The sequence below is a fragment of the Pseudomonas sp. S1_G07 genome, from assembly GCF_054668565.1.
The window spans coordinates 3,259,137-3,275,577 of record NZ_CP162778.1; the positions used below are offsets into that span (position 1 = coordinate 3,259,137).

A 16,441-nucleotide genomic window follows, 5' to 3' on the forward strand; every position below is an offset into this window, starting at 1 on the left:
AAAATAAGAGGGCTTGAACATGAACCTGCATAACAAAACCCTGGTCGTCACCGGCGTCGCCTCAGGCATTGGCGCCGAATTGGCACGGCTTGCGCGCTTCCAGGGCGCCACGGTCATCGGTGTCGATCGCCATGAACCGCAGTTGACCCTGGACGGTTTCTTCCAGGCTGACCTGGGCGACCCGGTCAGCATCGATGCCTTGGTCGCGCGTCTGCCGGCGCGGGTCGATGCGCTCTGCAACATTGCCGGCGTACCCGGCACGGCGCCGGTGCAAGCGGTGGCAGAGGTCAATTACCTGGGGCTGCGCCATCTCACTCAAGCGCTGCTGCCGCGCATGCCGGCGGGCGGCAGCATCGTCAATGTCGCCTCGATCCTCGGCGCGCAATGGCCGCAACGGCTGGCGCAGCACAAGGCGTTGGCGGCCACGGACAGCTACCGCGCCGGGCAGCAATGGCTCAAGGATCATCCGGTCGAACAGGCTACCTGTTACCAGTACTTCAAGGAGGCGCTGATTGTCTGGAGCTTTGCGCAATCCCAGGCCTGGTTTCGCGATCACGGTGTGCGCATCAACTGCGTCGCGCCGGGGCCGGTGTTCACGCCGATCCTCGGTGACTTCGTCAGTATGCTCGGCCCGGAGCGGGTGGCCCAGGACAGTCAGCGCATGACCCGTCCGGCACTGGCCGATGAGGTGGCGGCAGTGATTGCCTTCTTCTGCTCGGACGCGGCGCGCTGGGTCAACGGCGTCAACCTGCCCGTGGACGGTGGGTTGGCGGCCACCTACGTGTAGCGGGGCACCGCGTTAAGCCCCGGTGCGGATCCGCCGCGCCGGGGGTCTTGAACAACAACAAAAATACAGGACACACAAGATGCTCAAGCCTATCTTGCGGACGGTTGCGGCTACCACTTTTGTCGCACTGTCATCGACTGCACACGCTTACGACTTGCCCGGACTCAACCTGGGCAGCACCAGTTTCTACGACGGCTCACCGGCACCCGCCGGCCCCGGTTGGTACCTGGAGGAATACCTGACGTACTCCCGGGCCAGTCGCTTCAACGATGCCCACGGCAACAAGCTCGCGCTGCCCAGGCAGGACGTGGACGTGGTGGCGCCGACCACGCAGATCATCTATGTCGGCCAACCTCTGGCCAACGGCGCGATGCCGGGCTTTACCCTGATCAATACATCGCTGGCCCATGCGGATGTCGATGACGGTTTGAACAATGCGGCGTTGAGTTCCCGCGCGGGGTTTGGCGATGTGGTCGTCGGGCCTTTCCTGCAACTGCCGACTTTGAGCCGCGCTGACGGCAGCCCGCTGCTGACCCAACGTGTCGAAGCCGATATCTCGGTGCCGGTGGGCGCCTATGACCGCAAGCGCTCGATCAACCCCGGCAGCAACTTCTGGTCATTCAATCCGTATTACGCGGCCACCTACTGGTTCAGCCCCACGTGGTCGGCGAGCGGGCGTTTCATGTACCTATGGAATGGCAAGAACAATGAGCCGGCGGCCGGTTTCGGTGATGTCTCCAACACCCAGGCCGGCCAGGCGTTGCACGCCAACCTGACGCTGCAATATGCCGTGAACCAACAACTGAGTGTGGGCTTGAACGGCTACTGGTTGAAGCAGATCACCGACACCCAGGTCGACGGGCACGCGGTGAGCGGGCGTCGAGAAAAGGTCTGGGCCATTGGCCCAGGCCTGGTCTACGCGTTCAGCAAGGAGGACGTGCTGTCGGTGAACGCCTACTTCGAGCAGCAGGCGCAAAACCGCACCGAGGGCGACAAGCTGGTACTCAATTGGCTGCACAAGTTCTAGGCGTTGGTCTGCCGGGCAGCCCCCGGCAGGTTCTGTGGCGCCGCACGCACCATCACGCTGATGATGGTGAGGGCGGCGATCACGACTCCGGGGGAGGTCGCCAGCAGCACGCCGCTGGTGCCGGCGCCCGCCGCGAGCAGTTGCCCGGCTGCCAGCGGCCCGGCCACCGAACCCAATCGCCCGATAGCCACGGCCGCTCCTACACCGGTGGCGCGCACAGCGGTGGGGTAGGCGGGTGGGGCGCTGGCATACAGCACCAACTGCGCAGCCATCACGAACAAACCGGCGGCAAAGCCCGCAATGGCCATGGGCACGATGCCCACCGACAGACCAACACCGGCCAGCGCGGCCAGCAACCCGGCATACACGAACAGCACCACTTTGAGCGCATTGCAACGGTCCAGCAGCACGCCGCCGAGCAGCGAACCCAGCGCACCGCCGATATTGAACAGCATCTGCACCATGCCCGCCTGGGGCTTGCTGAAACCTTGCGCCAGCAGCAACGACGGCAGCCAGTTGAGCAGCATGTACATCACGGTCAGGGTGAAGAAGTAGCTGAGCCACAAGGCCAGCGTGGTGCGGGCGCGACCGTCGCCGAACAGTGCCTGGCGGGTAGAGGCGCGCGCGCCGGGCGTAGTGTCGAGCTGTTGGCGAAAGGCGCTGGACTCAGGCAGCAGCAGGATCATCAACGGCACGGCCAGCAAGGGCGCCAGGCCGCCGATGATAAAGGTGGTCTGCCAGTGCTCGCTGGAAAACATCGCCACCACTGCCGCCAGTGCGCCACCCAGCGGCACACCGCAGTACATGACACTGATGGCGGTGCCGCGCTTGCGTTCGCTCACGGCTTCGGCGCACAGGGCGATCAGGTTGGGCAGCGCGGCGCCCAGGCCCAGGCCGGTCAGGAAGCGCACCAGCAACAGGCTCGAGTAGCTGTCGACAAAGGCAGTGCTCAGGGAAAACACTCCGAACAGCAGCACGGCCATTACCAGGATTTTCTTGCGCCCGATGCGGTCGGCGACCCAGCCGCCGAAGAACGCCCCCGGCAGCAGGCCAATGATGCCGACGCTGAATACCCAGCCGAGCATTTTCGGATCCAGGGCAAAACTCTGGCGCAACCCCGCAGCGGCGGTGCCGGCGGCTTGCAGATCGAAGCCTTCGATCAGCGCAACGATAAAGCACAACGCAATAGTCAGCGTCGAACGACGCGATGGACTGTCCATGGCAAACCTCATTGTTGTTCTTGTTGTGATGGCGAGCTCGGATGGCTGCTGGCGATTAAGATAACAAAGATAACTAAAAAATGAATCGTTGATAAAAGTGGTCGTGAAATAAGAATAAATTGAATAAAAACAACGAGTTTTAATGCTTACCCATGATCGGATGAAAAATAGTTAGTTTTATTAATGTTCGATTATCGATCATTTGCAGTTGACGAGCGCCCTCGGCTGTTTCCATTCTTTGCTCGCAAAGCCCCAGGGGCCGAGCGTGTGCCACCCCCAAAAACAACAACAAAAATGGACATCGAACATGCCAGAACTCCCTATGGAGGGCGCCATTGCGGCTGCGCCGGTCTCCTGTGCGCCGCACAACACTCCACGCCTGCTCACGACATTGCTGGCCTTGAGCCTATTGCCTGCTCCACTGTGGGCGGCGGGGTTTATCGATGACAGCCACGGCACCTTGACCTTGCGCAATTACTACCTGGACCGTGACTACAAGGACGACGGCGCCAAGACCGCCGCGCGGGAGTGGGCCCAGGGCATCATCGTCAACCTGGAATCGGGGTTCACCCCAGGGCCGGTGGGCGTTGGCCTGGATGTGCGCGGCTTGATGGGGCTCAAGCTCGACTCGTCGCCAGACCGCAGCGGCACCGAGTTGTTGCCGGTGTCGGCCAGCGACAAGCGTGCCGCCGATGAGTATTCACGCCTGGCCCCCACCGCCAAGCTGCGCTTTGCCCAAACCACGGTGAAGACCGGCGACGTGTCGATCTTCCTGCCGTTCGCCTTCGCCAGCCCGTCGCGCCTGCTGCCGCAAACCTTTCGCGGCACCACCTTGAGCTCCAAGGACATCGATGGCCTGACCCTCAACACCGGCTATATCGACCGTATCAACAAGCGCGACTCCACCGACTACCAGGCCATGACCATTGCTTCGCCCAACCGGCGTTTCAACGCCACCGCCACCACCTCGCACCTGGCGTATGTGGGCGGTGATTACCAGGTCAACAAAGACCTCAGCCTGCGCGCCTATCATGCCCAGGTGGCGGACCTCTACCAGCAGGACACCCTGGCATTGCTGCACAACCTGCCGGTGGGCGATGGCGTGCTCACCAGTGACCTGCGCAGTTTCTTCAGCCGCGAGGATGGCAGCGCCAAGGCCGGCAATGTCGATAACCGCAACCTCTCGGCGTTGTTTGGCTACCGTTTGGGTGGCCACCGAGTCAGCCTGGGCTATATGCATTCAAGCGGGGCAACGGCCACGCCGTACATCTCCGGGACCGAGCTGATGGGCATGAGCGAACTGACCATGAGTTCGGACTTTCTCAATGCCAAGGAGCGCACCTGGCAGGCGATCTACGACTATGATTTTGCGGCATCGGGTGTGCCGGGCCTGAAGGGTCGGCTGCGCTATGTGCGCGGCGACAACATCGAACTGGCGGCCTTCAATGCCGAGGACCGCAAGGAGCGCGAATTCCAGATGGAACTGGGCTACGTGATTCAGAGCGGCCCGTTGAAGAACGTCGGGCTGATGGCGCGCAAGTCGATCTACCGCAATGACTTCCCCGGCGGCGCGGCGTTCCGCGATGAAAACCAGACCCGTTTCCTGGTGCTCTACACCGTGGCCCTCTGGTAGGCCACGCGCGGTCAGTCCTGATACACCTTCTTGAGCAAGCGCAGCAGCTCTGCACGTTCGTCGACGTCCAGGGCTGCGGTAGCGTCCTGGTCGCTCTGCGCGGCGATGGCCTTGAGTTCCTTGAGCAAGGTCTCGCCGGTCCTGCTGAGGAAGATCCCGTAGGAGCGCTTGTCCGGTTTGCACCGCACCCGCACCGCCAGCGCGCGACTTTCCAGCTTGTTCAACAGCGGCACCACCTGGGGTGGCTCGATGGCCAGGGCGCGGGCCAGGTCGGCCTGCATCAGGCCGGGGTTCTGTTCGATGATTGCCAGGGCCGAGAACTGCGCAGGGCGCAGGTCGTGGTCCGACAACCGGCCGATCAGGTTCTGGAACAGCTTCAACTGTGCGCGGCGCATGGCATAGCCGATCAGGTCATCCAGCGCCGAATCCACTGGCGGCGGTGCGTCGCTGCCTTCGGGGAGCACTTTACTCGCGTTGGCGATGGGGGAACGCGTGGTCATTAAAAGGGGATCCTCGAACGAATCAAGTTAACAAAGCTAACTAGCTTGCCGGGATTGTCGGTCGCTGGCTAGCGCATCCTTGCGCTGCGCAGCTTCACTGTCAGGCGGCGAAGGGCTCAAAGGCGAGCGGGGGCCAGTGGGCCGGGCTCACCACAGTTTCCAGGTGTAAGCCACGATCAGGCGGTTCTCGTCGAGGTCCTGGGTCAGGCCATTGCCGGAGCGGAAGGTCACGTTGCGCCAACGCAGGTTAAGACCTTCCAGCGCACCGCTCTGAAACACGTAAGTCAGGTCGGTGTCACGTTCCCATTCGCTGCCGTCGCTGACGGTGCGTGTGTGTATATCGCTGCCTTTCACGTAGCGGGTCATAAATGTCAGACCGGGCAGGCCGAGTGCCGCGAAGTCATACTCGTAGCGCAGCTGCCAGGACTTTTCATGGGCCTTGGTGAAGGGGTTGTAGGTCACCAGGTTCGCCACATAAGGTGTGCCGGTGTCGATGACCGGAAACGCGCTCTCGCCCCACAGACGCTGGAACGCCATGGCGAAGCGCTGGGCGCCGACGGTCAGGGTGAACATGCCGTTGAGGTTGCGGTTGTCGATTTTTCCGGCTTTTCCGGCGCCAATGTCAGTGCTGTCGAAATAGCGCAGGTCGGAACGCAGGCTGACACCCTGGCCCAGGGGTAATACGTGTATCAGGCCGGCGAACTGCTGACGGTAGATGTCCTGCAGCTCGCCCTGGTGGTAGCGCAGGGTCAGCTGTTTGCCAACGGTGTATTCGCCGCCGAGCAGGTCAAGGTGATCACTGCTTTGGCCGGCATAGCCGATGTCGTCATTGCTGGAGGAGTCGCGGCCGTTGGCCTTGGTCAGCCTTGCCGCGGTGACGGTCAGGTTGTCGATCTCGCTGGACGTCAGGTAGGCGCCGGTGAAGGTCGAGGGCAGCAGGCGAGTATCGCTGTAATAGGCCAGCGGATGAGTCGGCATCAGGGTTCCCACCTTGAGCTGGGTCTTGGACAGGCGCATTTTCGCGGTCAGCCCCAGTTCGCTGTAGTCGTCTGCCGGTTGGTTGCTGTCGGGCCCATAGGGCAACAGCCCTGTGCCGCGACGGCCAGGGCCGGAGTCGAGCTTGATCCCCAGTTCCCCCAAGGCATCGAGTCCGAAGCCAAGGGGCCCGTCGGTGTAGCCGGACTGGAATTCGGCGATGAAGCCTTGGGTCCATTCCTCGGCCTTGGCCTGCGGGGCACCGCGTTGGCGGAAGTCGCGATTCAGATAAAAGTTGCGCGTTGTCAGCGTCGCGCTGCTGCCTTGGAAGAAGTCCGCATGGGCGCAGGTCACTTGGCCGCACAGCAACAGGGCTGCGGCGAAGGAAAGATTCCTGTTCATTTTTATTGGTCTCAGGATAAGTAAGATTATTCAGGGCGAGCGTTGCCTGACCGCGCCGATGACGACGCGGTAGGGTGGCTCTTGTTCAAACGCGGTGGGTCAACAGCGCATGTTCAGGTTTCTGACGTGGCGGGTAGTGGGCCCGACGCGGCGTGGCCGCGAGTCAGGTGCCCGATGACAAACGCACAGGCGGCCAGCACGGCGGGGCAGATCGCCAGGACCAGGAAACTCTTCACCACCGGCAGCCCGCTGTTAAGGACATAGGCGCCCAGCAACGGGCCGAGAATCGAGCCGATCTTGGCGATGGACGTGGCCCAGCCTGCGCCATTGGCGCGGATCGCACTGGGGTAGAACACGCCGGCAATACTGAGGATGCCGTAGTGAGAGCCTTTGACGAACACGCCGCCGACCAGGCTCAGCATCAGGAACGCAGTTCCCTGCATGCCGGTGATGCCCAATACCAGCAGGAAGGGCAACGCCAGCAGCGGATAGATCATCACCGTGTAGGGCCCACGGGTATCGACGAAGCGCATCATCGCCAGGCCCGCCATCGCACCGCTGAACGACGCGATCGAGCTGACCCATGAAGCGGTCGCACGGTCGAACCCGGCGTATTGATAGACCAGCGGGCTCCAGGACGCGAGGAAATACATGGCCATGGAACTGGCGGAGTAGCCCAGCCAGATCATCGGTGTGATCCACTTCAAACGCCCGATGAACAGCTGGCCGACCCGGAATGCCTGGCGTCCGATATCCGGCTCGTCGAGCAGCACGAAGTGGTCGTCGGGGCGCACATCCAGGTGCGGGTCCATGCGTTTGAGCGTTGACGCGATTTTTTCCGGGTTCTTACGTTTGCTGGCCAGGAACCGAACCGATTCGGGCAGGGTGAAAAACAACACGACCCAGGACAGCAGCGTCAGCACACCGCCGAACACGAACACACCCTGCCAACCGACGTGGGGCGCCAGCCAGACCGTCAGCGGGCCGGCCATCGCGCTGCCGAGGCTGAATCCGACCATGATGATGGTCACCACCGTGGAGCGATAACGCTTGGGCACGAACTCAATGTTCAAGGCCCAGCACAGTGGCAACATCGCGCCCAGGGCAAAACCGTTGAAAAAGCGCAGGACCATCAGCGATTCGTAGCTGTCGGCAATGACAAACAGCAATGTCAACAGCCCGAACGCGGCGGTGGAAAACAGAATCGTGGGGCGTCGCCCGATACGATCACCCAGGTAGCCAAAGAAAAAACCGCCGAGCATCATCCCCAGCAGGCCGATGGAGAAGATTTCGCCCAACTGGATTTTGTCCAGGCCGACCTCGTCGGCAATGTAGGAGGCGGTGTGCGAGAGCACCAGCAGATCGAAGCCGTCGAGGAAGGTGATCAAGGTCGAGACCAGGATCACCACGTAGTTGAAACGTGTCAGTTTGCGGCCTTCTATAAGCGCCGCGACGTCCAGGGTGCGGGACTGTGACATGTGCGTTCTCCAGTGCATTTTTTATTGTTGTTGGAGTGGCGCCGCCGTGTCCACGGCAGGCGCGTCGAACTGCTTGAACACCTATTCCAGATTGAACGCCAGGCGTTCGCGCAATACCTGCGCGGGTATATCACTCAAGCGGCCGTCCGGGCCCGCCAGATCCAGCGCATGGGCGGCGGCGGCCCCCATTGCGATACACGGCCCCATCACACGCACGCTCGACAGCGCGGCGGCGTCCGCATCGATGCAGCGCCCGGCCACCACCAGGTTGTCACTGCCTTCGGGCAGCATGCTGCGCAGAGGCACGCTGTGGATGTGATCGTCACCAAAGGGTTCCCATTGATAACCGCTGGTATTGCCGTGCAATTCCACCGGCCATGATGTGCGCGCCACCGCGTCCGGGAACAGTGTGGCCGCTCGCACTTCTTCGGTCGTGAGGTGGTGCTGTCCGACGATCCAGCGGGTCTGGCGAATGCCCGGCAGCGCCAACGCCCGCACCCTGGCCTTGTCGTAGGCCTCGGGATACTCCGCTTTGAGAAAGTTGATGACCAGGTCCACCTGTTGGCGCCCGGCGATGGCCACGTGTGAGGCGGCGACGGGGTCCAGGGGCGTTTCGATGTGCGTCATGTTGAATGCCGCTGTGCCGCGTCCGGGGAATTGGAAGAACAAGCCGTCGTCGCGCTCGATACCGTAGTGCCTGGCTTTTTCCTTGACGCGAGCGGTGAACTGCGCGCGGGTCGGCAAGTGGGCCTCATCGATATGCTCAAGCACGAACATTTGTGTGCCGTAGATGGGTGTGTCCGGTTCGCGGCAGGCAAACCCGGCGTTCCAGGCCAGTGCCGCGTCGCCACTGGCGTCGATAAACCCGTCGGCCGTCACTCGCACGTCACCGTAGCGGGTGGCCAATTCTACCTGCTGGACCCGCGAGCCTTCGCGCACCACATCGCGTAACACCGCGCCGAGCACCACGGTGATGCCCGCGTTGAGCACCTGTTGGCCCATCCAGCGGCCCAGGGCGACTTCGTCGTAGTAAACCACGGTGGTCAAGGGGCCCACGGAGTGGTGCAGGTCTCCCGAGGCCCCCAGGTCGCGAAGGATGCCGTCGGCGATGCCATGGGTCAGTAACCTGCGGTTAGGACCATTGGAGAACAAGCCGCAAAAAGTCCCGATGATCGAGCCCACGGCCTGGCCGCCGAGCATCGGCAGGGCATCGAACAGCACGACACGCTTGCCGAGCGCGGCCGCCTCCAGGGCGGCGGAAATACCGGAAATACCGGCGCCGGCAATGCAAACGTCAGCCTGCAGGTGTTGGACGGGGGGCGCGCTGGTACGGCGTACGGTGCGAATAACATGAGCCATAAAACTACCTTTGACGTGAAAAAAAGGGCGATCGAACCCGAGCCCGCTGGCCAGCGGCCACGGAAGCGGTTATGTCGACAAGTCTCTTCGGGTTATGACGGGGCTGGTATTCGTGGCGATGCATCGGTGCTGCATGATTGACGCGGGGTCACCTCGACGATCCCGGCGTCGGCATCGACGCGTACCCAATCGCCGGTGCGGATCCGGCTCAGCGGATCCTCGCTGAAATCGGTCATGGCGGGCGCATGCACCACGACCGCGCCCAGGCCCATTTTCGCGGTCATTTCATTGAACAGCATGGCGCCGGGCGCCACGCCGGCGAGACGAGCGATGTGGAACTGCGAAGACCAGCCGGACGAGCCCTTGGCGCCCGGAAACACCAGGACCTTGCCGGCGAAACTGATGCCCTTGAGTTCATGGCGTGTTTCGATCACGGTGCCGCTTCGCGGGTCGATGCCGCCCCAGCCGGAGATGCGGTCAGCGGTTACCAGGGCTTCCCCTTCGAAGCAGCCGCCGACGACTTTGCGGCCTCTGAGCGTAAAGGTTGCGTTCATTTCAAGGTACCTTTCCAGCGGCCTTCGATGGCTGCCTGGACGCACTCGGCGGTGGTGCCGAACCAGGCCTGAATGCCCATGATCGCTGGCAGGTAATGGGCCTGTTTGGCCGAGTCCACGGCCGCCACCCGGGTGCCCTTGGGTATCACCTTGCCGATCGCCGAGCAGGTATCGGTCATCACATGGCCGCCTGCCTGCTCAATGATGCGTGTGTAGCCGGCGACGTCGGCCAGTTGCTTGATCGATGCCGCGGTAAATAGCCAGAGCTCGGTATTCGGGCTCAGGCGTTGGCCTTCGAGCAACTGGCAGACTTCCCAGATTTGCTCGAGGCTGTAGTGCGGGCAGCCGAGCATGACAAAATCGATGTGGGTATCTCGCGCCGTGACGTTGACTTGCTCGTAGGCCCAGCGTCGTTCGGCTTCACCGAAACGCAAGGTGGCCGAAGGCAGGGAGGCGCCGAACGCTTGCTCGCGGGTGTGTGCCTCGGGCGTGACGCCCACCAGGTGATACATCTCCACGCCGCCGCTGGAAGCCGCCGCCGCGCCGAAGTGCTTGAGGCGGGCCAGGTTGGGCTGGTGGCTCACGCCTTCGATGACCGGGATACGATCCTGCACCTGTTCACCGACCCAGTAGCCGAGCAGGCCCCAGTCGGCCGTGGTGCTCACCTCGATATCCAACTGGATCAGATGGGTGCCGCGACGGTTCTTGTCCAGGTGCAGGCCCCAATAGGGAATCTTGCCGGTCAGCATCGCCGCCCCCGTGCTTTCGCGGCCCTCGGCATTGGTCCGGGCGCCGAGTACCGAGTTGATGTAGATCACGGCGGAGGACTCCATCCACGCACAGTGTTCGCCTTTTACCGGTACGTTGCCGACCTGATAAGGCGTGCAGGTATTCAACGGTTGTACGCCCAGGCCGCTGCTGTAGGCCTGGCCGGTCTCATAAATACGCACCACGTCCTCGCCGATGCCCTGGCGTTCGGCATGCCTTGGATCGATGCCCTGTTGCAGGTGACTGCTGAACACCCTGACCTTGGGAATCGGCACCACCTCGGCGCTGTCGAGGTTGAACTCGCTGAACACCGCGTCCATGCCGCCCTCGCGCGCTGCGTAATGACGCAGGAAAGGCGTGGTGGCGCCGATGGTGCCGGCCACATTCCGTGTGTCCACCAGGCACGGTGCATCCAGAGCCTCGCCATACCGCACCAGCAGGTCCATGGCTTTTTGCACCGCCGGCCCCTGGTCGCCGGCGAGCATGGCTTTCTCGTCGTCGCGCAGCCTCATTGCGGTTGTTCTCCGGCGCGGGTGATGTCGAGTGGTTTGATCAGCACCGCACCGTGTTCCATGGAAGACACGTTATGGCGGTAGATATCCAGCCAGCCACCGCCGAACTGCGGCGCCAAAGGCTGCCAACGCGCGCGCCGCGCCTGCATCTCGGTTTCGCTGATAGTGGCGTCGAGCGTGTTGAGGTCCAGGTCGATGGTGATGATGTCGCCGTCCTCGACCAGCGCCAATGGGCCACCGATGGCCGCTTCAGGCGCGACTTCGGCCACCACCAGGCCCTTGCATACCAAGCCTGAAAGATGGCCGTCAGTGAGCATGGCCACGTGGTCGCCGAGGCCGGCGCCGTCAATGGCGAACACGACTTTCGAGGCCCCGCCACCCATGGCCGGGCCACCGCGCACACCGGCGCCGCGCATGACCACCACATGGCCAGGCTGTATGCGCCCGTCCTGCAGGGCTTCGATAGCCTCGGCGGAGCGCTCGAAACAGATCGCAGGGCCTTCGAAACGGCGCATCTTGCTCGGGTCGATGCCGTATTTGACGATGCCCGCCTGCGGCGCGATGTTACCGCTCAGCATCACGATGGCAGGCTGGGTGGCGAAGGGGTTGTCCAACGGGCGGATCACCGCGTCATCGCTGACGGCCACTGAGCGCAGGTTGTGCGTCAGGGTTTTGCCGGTGACCGTCAACACATCGCCATGCAGCAAGGGTTCCAGGCGCTTGAGCAGCCCGCGCCCACCGCCGGCGGCTTCCATTTGCTCGATGCTGTGTTCACCCACCGGCCGTACACCGACCAGCACCGGCACCTGTTTGCCCAGGTCCCTGAAGAGTTGATAGACGTCCACGTCAACGCCGCCTTCGGCTGCCACCGCCTGCATATGCTTGATGGTGTTGACCGAGCCGCCCGCAGCGAGAATGGTCGATACGGCGTTGGCGAAGGCATCGGGGGTCAGGATATCGCGAGGTTTGAGGTCTTCCTCGACCATTTCCACAATGCGCCTGCCGGCCTGATGCACGAAATCGAACATCTGTGGGCTATTGGCCGCGATGGGCGAGCTGCCGGGCAATGCCATGCCAAGGGCTTCGCACACCAGGTGCATCGAGTTGGCGGTGCCCATCCCCGAGCACACCCCAGGGCCCTTGATCGCATTGCGGGCCATGCCGGCCAACTCCTCGACCGGCAGCTTGCCCGTGACGACGTGCATGGAACTGATGAACACGTCCTCGATATCCACGTGCTTACCGTTGTATTCGCCGCTCGGCTGGTATCCGCACACCACGACCAGCGTCGGAATATTCAGGCGGGCGGCAGCCATCAATTGGCCAGGGACGGTTTTATCGCAGGAGGCCAGGCAGATCATGCCGTCGAGCTGGGCACCTTCAACCGCGACTTCGATATCGTTGGTGATGAGATCGCGCGCGGCAAGCATATAGGCACCCCCGGCACCGGCACCGGTGATGAAGTCACTGGGGGCGGCGGTGCGGATTTCGAAGGGCAGGGCGCCAGCGTCGCGTATCGACTGCTTGAGAACCGTGGCAATACCGTCCAAGTGGCTGAAGCAGATCGCCAGGTTGGATGACGAGTTCACGATTGCGATCTTGGGTTTCTCCAGTTCGCTCTCATCGATGCCCAAGGCACGCCACTGGGCGGCGCGCACAGCCCATAAATACGACCCATACGGGAAATTGCTGCGCAGCTTCTTGGGCATGTTGTGCTCCGTTATTGTTATTTGAGTGCCAATCTGGTTAATCGCATTAACGATCTTGTGCCGAGTCTAGGCGTAGACCTAGAATCCGAAAACCTTATTTCACTTATAGATAAAATCCAAAATATGGATATCAAAGACGTCGATCTCAATCTGCTCAAAGTGTTCGATGCGTTGCGCAAAAAGCAGAGCGTGACCCTGGCCGGTGATCTGATGGGCCTCAGCCAGCCGGCCATGAGTTTCGCCCTGGGCAAATTGCGCACGTTGTTCGATGACCCATTATTCATCCGCACTTCCCGTGGCATGCAACCCACGGCAAGGGCCTTGCAGATCGCCGAGCCGGTGCAGCGGATCCTGGAAATGGTCAGCGCGGAAGTTCTGCCGTCTACCGGGTTCGTCCCCGAGCATTCCGAGCGCCAGTTGGTGCTGTGCATGTCGGATATCGGTGAAATGGTGTTCCTGCCCAGGCTCATGCGAATGCTCGACAAACAAGCGCCTCGCTTGAAAATCCGTACCCAGGCGTTGTCCTCGGAACAATTGGAAGAGGGCCTGGATGCCGGCGAGGTGGACGCGGCCATCGGCTATTTTCCACGGTTACTGAATACCTCGATCCGGCATCAGGCGTTATATCGGCATTCATTCGTGTGCATCGTGCGCAGTGATCATCCCACCATTGGAGAGCACATCAGCGCCGAACAATACCAGGCCGCCGTGCATGTGGCGGTACAGGCCGAAGGGCGCGGCATGGGTGTGCTGGATCGTGAACTGGCGGCCCACGGCATCGTGCGCCGGGTGCGTTTCAGCTTGCCACGGTTCATGGGGGTGCCGTTTCTGGTGGCCGAGTCCGACATGATTGCCACCGTCCCGTTGGCCGTAGGACGGCGGTTTGCTGAAATCACCAACGTGCGCCTGGTGCCGCTACCCTGGGACATCAGCGGATACGACATTCATCTTTACTGGCATACGCGTTTCCATCATGACCCGGCCAATCGATGGTTGCGGCAATCCTTCGTTGAGTTGCTCGGTGACTTTTCGCCTGCCGAACCGTTGAAAATTTGATTAAATCGATTAATAGTTAATTGACATAACTAATTTTGCCGGTTAGGTTTTGCTCATCTTCGAACGAACAACAAGAGAGCAATCGCCATGAGCAATTACGAAGGCCGTTGGACCACCGTCAAAGTCGAGATCGAGGAAGGCATTGCCTGGGTCATTCTCAATCGCCCGGAAAAACGCAACGCCATGAGCCCGACCCTCAACCGGGAAATGATCGACGTGCTCGAAACCCTCGAGCAGGACCCCGCCGCCGGCGTGCTGGTGCTGACTGGTGCCGGCGAATCCTGGACCGCCGGTATGGACCTCAAGGAATACTTCCGCGAAATCGACGCCGGTCCGGAAATCCTCCAGGAAAAGATCCGTCGCGAAGCCTCGCAATGGCAGTGGAAACTGCTGCGCATGTACGCCAAGCCCACCATCGCCATGGTCAACGGCTGGTGCTTTGGCGGCGGCTTCAGCCCGCTGGTGGCGTGCGATCTGGCGATCTGCGCCGATGAAGCGACCTTCGGTCTTTCGGAAATCAACTGGGGCATCCCGCCGGGCAACCTGGTGAGCAAGGCCATGGCCGACACCGTGGGCCACCGTCAATCGCTGTACTACATCATGACCGGCAAGACCTTTGGCGGGCAGAAAGCCGCCGAAATGGGCCTGGTCAACGAGAGCGTGCCGCTGGCTCAACTGCGCGAAGTCACCATTGAGCTGGCGCGCAACCTGCTGGAGAAAAACCCGGTGGTGCTGCGCGCGGCCAAGCATGGCTTCAAGCGTTGCCGCGAACTGACCTGGGAGCAGAACGAGGATTACCTGTACGCCAAGCTCGATCAGTCGCGTTTGCTCGACACCGAAGGTGGCCGCGAACAGGGTATGAAACAGTTTCTCGACGACAAGAGCATCAAGCCTGGCCTGCAAGCGTATAAACGCTGAAGTGCGCGGCCTGCGGGCCGCACTGCTGTGACCGAAGCTGAACGTATTCCCGATAAAGATAATAAAGAGGAATCACCATGCTGGACGTACCCCTATTGATTGGCGGCCAGTCGTGCCCCGCCCGCGACGGCCGAACCTTCGAGCGTCGCAACCCGGTGACCGGTGAAGTGGTCTCGCGGGTGGCCGCCGCGACCCTGGAAGATGCCGACGCCGCCGTGGCCGCGGCCCAGGCCGCGTTCCCCGCGTGGGCCGCGCTGGCGCCCAACGAACGCCGCACCCGCTTGCTCGTTGCTGCCGAGCAATTGCAGGCGCGCAGCGCCGAATTCATCGCGGCCGCCGGCGAGACCGGCGCCATGGCCAACTGGTATGGCTTCAACGTGCGCCTGGCGGCCAACATCCTGCGCGAAGCGGCATCGATGACCACCCAGATCACCGGTGACGTGATCCCCTCCGATGTACCCGGCAGCTTCGCCATGGCCCTGCGTCAGCCCTGCGGCGTGGTGCTGGGCATCGCGCCGTGGAATGCCCCGGTCATCCTCGCTACCCGCGCTATCGCCATGCCGCTGGCCTGTGGCAACACCGTGGTGCTCAAGGCCTCGGAGCTGAGCCCGGCGGTGCACCGCCTGATCGGCCAGGTGTTGCAGGATGCCGGCCTTGGCGATGGCGTGGTCAACGTCATCAGCAATGCCCCGGCGGATGCGGCCGCGATTGTTGAACGGCTGATCGCCAACCCGGCGGTGCGGCGAGTCAATTTCACCGGCTCGACCCATGTCGGGCGGATTGTCGGCGAACTGTCGGCGCGTCACCTCAAGCCGGCCCTGCTGGAGCTGGGCGGCAAGGCGCCATTGCTGGTACTCGACGACGCCGACCTGGATGCAGCGGTGGCGGCGGCAGCCTTTGGTGCCTACTTCAACCAAGGGCAGATTTGCATGTCCACCGAACGCCTGATTGTCGATGCCAAGGTCGCCGATGCCTTTATCGCCAAGCTGGCGGCCAAGGTCGCAACCCTGCACGCGGGTGATCCCGCTGCGCCGGATTCGGTCTTGGGCTCGCTGGTGGATGCCAGCGCCGGTACGCGCATCAAGGCCCTGATCGACGATGCCCTGGCCAAGGGCGCACGCCTGGTGGTGGGCGGGCAATTGGAAGGCAGCATCCTGCAGCCGACCCTCATCGATGGCGTCACCGAACACATGCGCCTGTACCGCGAAGAGTCCTTCGGCCCGGTGGCGGTGTTGCTGCGTGGTGACGGTGATGAAGCGCTGCTGCGCCTGGCCAACGACTCCGAGTTCGGCCTGTCGGCGGCGATCTTCAGCCGCGACACCGGACGTGCCCTGGCCCTGGCGCAGCGGGTGGAGTCGGGCATTTGTCATATCAACGGCCCGACCGTGCATGACGAGGCGCAGATGCCCTTCGGCGGAGTCAAGTCCAGCGGCTACGGCAGCTTCGGCGGCAGGGCTGCGATCGAGCACTTCACGCAACTGCGCTGGGTGACCTTGCAGAACGGGCTACGGCACTACCCGATCTGAGCAGGCACCGTGTCATA

14 protein-coding genes are annotated in these 16,441 nt (G+C 62.4%); 6 read left to right on the forward strand and 8 right to left on the reverse strand.

Annotation, left to right across the window (positions count from 1 at the left end; all coding sequences use genetic code 11):
• The first annotated feature begins 19 nt into the window (after positions 1-19).
• The gene (locus AB4O05_RS15105) at positions 20-787 is read left to right on the forward strand and encodes a coniferyl-alcohol dehydrogenase (RefSeq protein WP_460136812.1); all 768 of its coding nucleotides are present in this window, start codon (positions 20-22) and stop codon (positions 785-787) included.
• A 79-nt stretch (positions 788-866) separates the two neighbouring features.
• Positions 867-1,814, forward strand: coding sequence for a SphA family protein (locus AB4O05_RS15110; protein WP_460136811.1), 948 nt, complete (start codon positions 867-869; stop codon positions 1,812-1,814).
• On the opposite strand, the gene mhpT is transcribed toward AB4O05_RS15110, so the two are convergent.
• Positions 1,811-3,034: a 3-(3-hydroxy-phenyl)propionate transporter MhpT gene (mhpT, locus tag AB4O05_RS15115; RefSeq protein ID WP_460136810.1), complete on the reverse strand. Its 1,224-nt coding sequence runs from the start codon at positions 3,032-3,034 to the stop codon at positions 1,811-1,813. The two genes, AB4O05_RS15110 and mhpT, sit on opposite strands and share 4 nt — an antisense overlap.
• Positions 3,035-3,341: 307 nt before the next feature.
• Here mhpT and AB4O05_RS15120 point away from each other — a divergent pair, with 307 nt between their 5' ends.
• Entirely contained in the window at positions 3,342-4,667 is a 1,326-nt protein-coding gene (locus AB4O05_RS15120) for an OprD family porin (protein ID WP_460136809.1), read from the forward strand.
• A gap of 11 nt (positions 4,668-4,678) precedes the next feature.
• On the opposite strand, the gene AB4O05_RS15125 is transcribed toward AB4O05_RS15120, so the two are convergent.
• From AB4O05_RS15125 to ilvD, 7 genes are all read right to left on the reverse strand, one after another.
• Positions 4,679-5,167, reverse strand: coding sequence for a MarR family winged helix-turn-helix transcriptional regulator (locus AB4O05_RS15125; protein ID WP_460136808.1), 489 nt, complete (start codon positions 5,165-5,167; stop codon positions 4,679-4,681).
• Positions 5,168-5,314: 147 nt separating this feature from the next.
• Positions 5,315-6,544, reverse strand: coding sequence for an OprD family porin (locus tag AB4O05_RS15130; protein WP_460136807.1), 1,230 nt, complete (start codon positions 6,542-6,544; stop codon positions 5,315-5,317).
• Between the two features lie 113 nt (positions 6,545-6,657).
• Positions 6,658-8,022, reverse strand: coding sequence for an MFS transporter (locus tag AB4O05_RS15135; RefSeq protein WP_460136806.1), 1,365 nt, complete (start codon positions 8,020-8,022; stop codon positions 6,658-6,660).
• Positions 8,023-8,103: 81 nt separating this feature from the next.
• Positions 8,104-9,381, reverse strand: a complete 1,278-nt coding sequence (locus AB4O05_RS15140; RefSeq protein ID WP_460136805.1) for an FAD-dependent oxidoreductase — start codon at positions 9,379-9,381, stop codon at positions 8,104-8,106.
• A 92-nt stretch (positions 9,382-9,473) separates the two neighbouring features.
• A complete protein-coding gene (locus AB4O05_RS15145; protein ID WP_460136804.1) occupies positions 9,474-9,935 on the reverse strand; it encodes an aconitase X swivel domain-containing protein in 462 nt (153 codons plus the stop codon).
• Positions 9,932-11,215: an aconitase X gene (locus AB4O05_RS15150; protein WP_460136803.1), complete on the reverse strand. Its 1,284-nt coding sequence runs from the start codon at positions 11,213-11,215 to the stop codon at positions 9,932-9,934. Before AB4O05_RS15150 ends, AB4O05_RS15145 begins: the two co-directional genes overlap by 4 nt.
• Positions 11,212-12,924, reverse strand: coding sequence for a dihydroxy-acid dehydratase (ilvD, locus tag AB4O05_RS15155; RefSeq protein WP_460136802.1), 1,713 nt, complete (start codon positions 12,922-12,924; stop codon positions 11,212-11,214). The genes AB4O05_RS15150 and ilvD overlap by 4 nt, the downstream gene beginning before the upstream one ends.
• 123 nt (positions 12,925-13,047) lie before the next feature.
• Between ilvD and AB4O05_RS15160 the strand changes: the two genes are divergently transcribed.
• From AB4O05_RS15160 to AB4O05_RS15170, 3 genes are all read left to right on the forward strand, one after another.
• Complete coding sequence (locus AB4O05_RS15160; RefSeq protein ID WP_460136801.1) at positions 13,048-13,980, forward strand: LysR family transcriptional regulator; 933 nt, start codon at positions 13,048-13,050, stop codon at positions 13,978-13,980.
• Positions 13,981-14,067: 87 nt separating this feature from the next.
• Positions 14,068-14,898 carry a p-hydroxycinnamoyl CoA hydratase/lyase gene (locus AB4O05_RS15165; RefSeq protein ID WP_460136800.1) on the forward strand — a complete coding sequence of 277 codons (831 nt, stop codon included), beginning with the start codon at positions 14,068-14,070 and terminating at the stop codon, positions 14,896-14,898.
• Between the two features lie 77 nt (positions 14,899-14,975).
• Positions 14,976-16,424: an aldehyde dehydrogenase gene (locus AB4O05_RS15170; RefSeq protein ID WP_460136799.1), complete on the forward strand. Its 1,449-nt coding sequence runs from the start codon at positions 14,976-14,978 to the stop codon at positions 16,422-16,424.
• Positions 16,425-16,441 lie beyond the last annotated feature (17 nt).